This window comes from Nonomuraea sp. ZG12, from assembly GCF_052068115.1.
Lineage (GTDB): Bacteria > Actinomycetota > Actinomycetes > Streptosporangiales > Streptosporangiaceae > Nonomuraea.
On record NZ_JBQHCW010000065.1, the window covers coordinates 1 to 6153 of the forward strand.

At 74.8% G+C, this 6153-nt stretch carries 1 protein-coding gene; it reads left to right on the forward strand.

Translation table 11 applies throughout. The features are described 5' to 3' along the window. The coding region (locus ACTMTF_RS49180; protein ID WP_441117004.1) for an SDR family NAD(P)-dependent oxidoreductase at positions 1-6153 on the forward strand (6153 nt) is incomplete at both ends.

Below are 6153 nucleotides of genomic sequence, written 5' to 3' on the forward strand. Positions count from 1 at the left end.
CCGCTGTTCTCGACGGTCACCGGTCAGCGCCAGGACGGCACGGAGCTGGACGCCGGCTACTGGTACGCGAACGTACGGGAACGAGTCCGTTTCCAGGACGCCGTGCAGGCCCTCGCCCGGGACGGGTACCGCACGTTCCTTGAGGTGTCCCCGCACGCGGTGCTGACCGCCGCGATCGCCGAGACCCTCGACGAGGCCGGTGCCTCGGACGCTTCGCTGATCACCGGGACGCTGGATCGGGAGGACGCCGGCGCGCGCCGGTTCCTGACCGCGCTGGCCCGGGTGCACGTACGCGGGGTGAAGGTCGACTGGACGGCGGTGCTCCCGGCCGCGCCCGTCGTCGAGCTGCCCACCTACGCCTTCGCCCGTCAGCGGTACTGGCTGTCCCCGGCCGCCGCCGAGCTCGCTCCTGTGCCGGGTGAGACGCGGAGTGAGACCGAGGCCCGGTTCTGGGCCGCGATCGAGAACGCCGATCTCCAGGAGCTCTCCGGGCTCCTCGCCGTCGAACCGCACCCCCTGGACGAGGTCCTCCCCGCGCTGACGTCGTGGCGGAAGCGCGAGCGGGAACGGTTCGCCACCGAATCCTGGCGCTACCGGGTCTCCTGGACGCCGATCGCCGACCCGGATCCGGGCCGCCTGTCCGGCACCTGGCTCCTCGTCACCGGCCCAGACCAGGACCTCACCGAGCGGCTCCGGCAGATCCTCACCGATCACGGAGCGCAGGTCGTCCCGGTCACCGTCGGCGAGACCGACCGGGACACCGTCGCCGCGGCCCTGCCGGGCACGCCCGTCGCCGGCGTGGTCTCGCTGCTGGCCCTGGACGAGACCCCGCACGACCGGTTCCCCGACGTCGCCGTCGGCGTCGCCGGCACGCTGTCGCTCGTCCAGGCGCTGGGCGACGCCGGGATCGGCGCCCCGCTCTGGGTGCTGAGCCGGGGTGCCGTCGCGGCGGCCCCCGCCGATGTCCTGGCCGCGCCCGTACAGGCGCAGATCTGGGCGCTGGGCCGGGTCGCGAGCCTTGAGCACCGGGACCGGTGGGGCGGCCTCGTCGACCTGCCCGAGCTGCTCGACGAACGGGCGGCGGACCGGCTCTGCGCCGTCCTGACGGGGAACCTGGGCGAAGACCAGACCGCCGTGCGCCCCGGCGGAATCCTCGGGCGCCGGCTCGTACCGGCCCCGCTGCCCCGGGACGGCGGCGCGCGCTGGCGTCCCGGGGGCACCGTGCTGATCACCGGGGGCACCGGCGCGATCGGCGGCCACGTGGCCCGCTGGCTCGCCGGCCGGGGCGCCGACCGGGTCGTGCTCGCCGGCCGCTCCGGCGCCGGCGCGGCCGGAGTGGCCGCGCTGGCCGCCGAGGTGGCCACGGCCGGTACGACCGTGCACGTGGTGGCAGGCGACGCCGGCCGCCGCGACGACGTCACCGGACTGCTGCACCGGATCGCGGTCACCGGCTCGCCGCTGTCGAGCGTGATGCACACCGCCGGCGTGGTCGACAACGGCGTCCTGGACCGGCTGGACCCGGCCCGGCTGGCCGCAGTCCTGGCCGCGAAGGCCACCTCCGCCGCCCTGCTGGACGAGCTGACGGCGGACCTGGACCTGGACGCGTTCGTGCTGTTCTCCTCGGCCGCCGCGACCTTCGGCGGCGGCGGGCAGGGCAACTACGCCGCCGCCAACGCCTTCCTCGACGCGCTGGCCGAGAACCGGCGCGGTCGCGGCCGGACCGCGCTGTCGGTGGCGTGGGGCCCGTGGGCCGGCGGCGGGGTCGCCCAGGCCAGCGAGGCCACCGTGGCGCGGCTGAGCCGGAACCGGTGGGAGGTCCTGATGGACCCCGCCCTGGCCGTCCAGGCCCTGGCCGAGGCCATCGACGGCGACGACACCGCGCTGACCGTCATGGACGTGGACTGGTCGGAGATGGCCGGCGCCCCCGGCATGGCCGACCTGCACACCGTCCCGTTCGTCCGCGACCTGCCCCAGATCGTCCGGCTGCCACGGCCCCAGGGGAGCGACGCCGGGCCCGACGGTCTCCTGGCCGGCAGCGAGCTCGCCCGGCGGCTGTCGAGCCTGCCCCGGGCCGAGCAGGACCGGCTCTTGATCGACTTGATCCGGGCCGAGGCCGCCGCCGTGCTGAACTACGCCTCCTTGGAGGCGGTCGACGCCGCCCGAGCCTTCAGCGACCTGGGGTTCGACTCGCTCACCGCCGTGGAGCTGCGCAACCAGCTCAGCGCGGCCACCGGGATGAGGCTCTCGGCCACCCTGCTGTTCGATCACCCGACCCCCCTCGTGCTGGCCGCTCACCTGCGTACCGAACTGCTGGGAGACCTGCCGGCGCTCCCGGCCGCCGTGACCACGGCGCCGGTGAACGACGAGCCGATCGCCATCGTCGGCATGGCCGGACGGTACCCGGGCGGCATCACCGGTCCCGAGAGCCTGTGGGAGATGCTGGTGTCCGGCGGCGACGGGATCTCCGGAATCCCGCTCAACCGCGGCTGGGACATCGACCACCTGTTCGACCCGGACCCCGACCATCCCGGTACGGCTTACGTACAGGCCGGTGGTTTCCTGCACGAGGCGGGACAGTTCGATCCCGGCTTCTTCGGGATCAGCCCGCGTGAGGCGCTGGCCATGGACCCGCAGCAGCGGCTGCTCCTGGAGACCTCCTGGGAAGCCCTGGAACGGGCCGGGATCGACCCGAGGTCGTTGCGCGGCTCCGCCACCGGCGTCTTCGCCGGTGGTTACGGATCCGGGTACGCGACCGGGCTGCAGCTGGCCCCGGAAGGCTCGGCCGGGCTGGAGGGTCACATGGTGACCGGGAACGCCGGCAGCGTCATCTCCGGCCGGATCTCCTACACCCTCGGACTCGAAGGGCCGTCACTGACCGTGGACACGGCCTGCTCATCGTCCCTGGTCGCCGTCCATCTGGCCGGTCAGGCGCTGCGCTCGGGAGAGTGCCGGCTGGCGCTCGCGGGCGGGGTGACGATCATGGCGACCCCGGCCGAGCTCGTCGGCTTCTCCAAGCAGCGCGGCCTGGCCGCGAACGGGCGCTGCAAGTCGTTCTCGGCCGACGCCGACGGTATGGGCATGGCCGAGGGCGCGGGCATGATCGTGCTCGAACGGCTCTCGGACGCGCGGGCGAACGGTCACCCCGTCCTGGCCGTGATCCGGGGCACCGCGGTGAACCAGGACGGCGCCTCCAACGGGCTGACCGCCCCCAACGGGCCCTCGCAGCAGCGGGTGATCCGGGCCGCGCTGGCGAACGCCGGACTGCGGCCGGCCGACGTGGACGCGGTGGAGGCGCACGGGACCGGCACAGTGCTGGGCGACCCGATCGAGGCCCAGGCCCTCGCCGCCACCTACGGGCAGGACCGGGACGCCGGACGGCCGCTCTGGCTGGGCTCGGTGAAGTCCAACATCGGCCACGCCCAGGCCGCCGCCGGGGTGGCCGGGGTGATGAAGATGGTGCTGGCCCTGCGGCATCAGCAACTGCCCAGGACCCTGCACTCGCTGGAGCCCTCCCCGCACGTGGACTGGTCCGACTCCGGGCTGCGGCTGCTGACCGAGCCCGTGCCCTGGCCGGTGAACGGGCGACCGCGCCGGGCCGGGATCTCGGCGTTCGGGATCAGCGGCACCAACGCCCACGTCATCGTCGAGGAAGCACCACCTGAGGCGCAGGCCGGGGCCGCCGGCGAGGAGCCGGTCGGGCACGGCGGCGAGGAGCCGGTCGGGGACGAGACCGGGCCCGCCGCGCTGGCGACGGCGCCCGCGTGGCTGGTGTCCGCCCGGACCGCCGGCGCGCTGGCCGCTCAGGCGGATCGGCTGGCCGCCTTCGTGCGCGCCCGCCCGGCTCTGGACCCGGCCGATGTGGGCTGGTCGCTGGCGACCGCCCGGTCGGTGTTCGAGCACCGGGCCGTGATCGTCGGCGCGGACCGGGACGAACTGCTGTCGGGGCTGACGGCGGTGGCGACCGGTGAGCCGGCGAGCACCGTGATCAGCGGGGTGGCCCCCGCCGGGTCGCCGCGGATCGGGTTCGTCTTCGCCGGTCAGGGCGCTCAGCGGGCCGGGATGGGGCGCGAGCTGTACGCCGCCTCCGAGGTGTTCGCGGCGGCCTTCGACCAGGTGTGCGAGCTGCTGGAGCCGGAGGTCGGGCTGCCGATCCGGGAGGTGGTCCTGGGCGCGGACGGTGACGCGCGGGCCGATCAGACGGTGTTCGCGCAGGCCGGGTTGTTCGCGGTCGAGGTGGGGCTGGTCGCTCTGCTGGCGGCGGCCGGGATCGTCCCGGAGGCGGTCGCCGGTCATTCGGTCGGGGAGGTCGCGGCGGCGTACGCGGCCGGTGTCCTCAGTCTTGAGGATGCCTGCCGGTTGGTCGGTACGCGGGCTCGGTTGATGCAGGCGCTGCCCGAGGGTGGTGCGATGGCGGCGGTGGCGGTGACCGAGGCCGAGATGCTCGCGGTGCTGGAGGACCGGCCCGGCGTCTCGGTGGCGGCGGTGAACGGCCCGTCCTCGGTGGTGATCTCGGGTGATGCCGAGGCCGTGGACCAGGTGCTGGAGATGTGGCGGGAGCGGGGCCGGCGGGTGCGGCGGCTGCGGGTGAGCCACGCGTTCCATTCGGCCTGGATGGATCCGGTGCTGGACGAACTCGGCCGGGTGGCGGCCGGGCTGGAGCACATGGCGCCCACCCTGACCTGGGCGGGTGCGTTGACCGGTGACGTCATCGCGGTCCCGGAGGCGGCCTACTGGGCCCGGCAGGCTCGGCAGCCGGTCCGGTTCGCCGACGTCGTCACCACCCTGGCCGGGCAGGGCATCACGGTGTTCATCGAGATCGGCCCGGACGCGACGCTGTCAGCCATGGGGCCGGCCATCCTCGCCGACCGGGCCGGTGACGGGTTCATCCCGCTGCTGCGCGGGCGGGCGCCGGCGCCGGAGTCGCTGCTGGGCGCGCTGGCGCGGGCGCATGTGCAGGGGGTCCGCGTCGACTGGGCCGCCGTGCTGCCGGCCGGGCAGGTGGTGGAGCTGCCGACGTACGCCTTCCAGCATCAGTATTTCTGGCCCGGCGGCCCCCAGTTGATGCGGCCTGGCGCAGTCGTCGGTGTTGGCGGCGGTGGCGGCTCGGCGGCCGAGGCCCGGTTCTGGGCCGCGGTCGAGGGCGGCGACGTCCGGGCCTTGGCCGAGACGCTGGCCGTGGACGACGTGGAGCGGCTTGGCGCTGTTCTGCCTGGTTTGAGGTCGTGGCGGCGGCGGGAGCGGGATGAGTCGGTGACCGCCCACTGGCGGTACCGGACGACGTGGGCGCCGGTGAACGACCCGTCCCCGGCCCGGCTGCCGGGAACCTGGCTGGTGATCAGCGGTCCGGCCGACGACGAGCCGGCCCAGGAGTGTGTCCGGGCGCTGACGGCCCGGGGGGCGCGGGCGGTGCTCGTCGAGCTCAGCCTCGATGATCTGGGCCGGGCGGCGATCGCCGCCCGGATCGGCGAGGCTCTGGGCACGGCCGGATCCGTGCCTGATTCCCCCACTTCCGCGCTCGGGGGAGCACCCTCGACTGCGCATGACCTCGGTGGGGTTGTGTCGCTGCTGGCTCTGGCTGAGGAGGCGCTGCCGGGGCTCGATGCGGTGTCTGCTGGGGTGGCGGGCACGCTGGGCTTGGTTCAGGCGTTGGGGGATGCCGGGGTGGCGGCGCCGTTGTGGGTGCTGACCCGTGGTGCGGTGGCCGCTGGGCCGGCCGACGTGCTGACGGCTCCGGTCCAGGCTCAGGTCTGGGGGCTGGGGCAGGTGGCCGCTCTGGAGCATCCGGACCGGTGGGGCGGGCTGATCGACCTGCCGCCGGTCTGGGACGAGCGGGTCGAGGCCCGCCTGGCGGCGGTGCTGGCCGGCTGCGGCGAGAATCAGGTCGCCATCCGCGACACCGGAGTGCTGGGCCGCCGACTGGCCCGACCCACCCCCGCTCCCGTCGCCGCTCCTGCCCTCGCTCCGGTCCCCGCTCCCGCCCCTCCCCTCGCTTCTGGTCCTCCCCTCGCTTCTGGTCCCGCTTCCTCTTCCCCTGCTCCTGCCGGTGGGTGGGGGTGGGTGGCGCGGGGGACGGCGCTGGTGACGGGTGGTACTGGTGCGATCGGTGTGCGGGTGGTGCGTTGGCTGGCGGAGCGGGGGGCTGAGCGGGTTGTT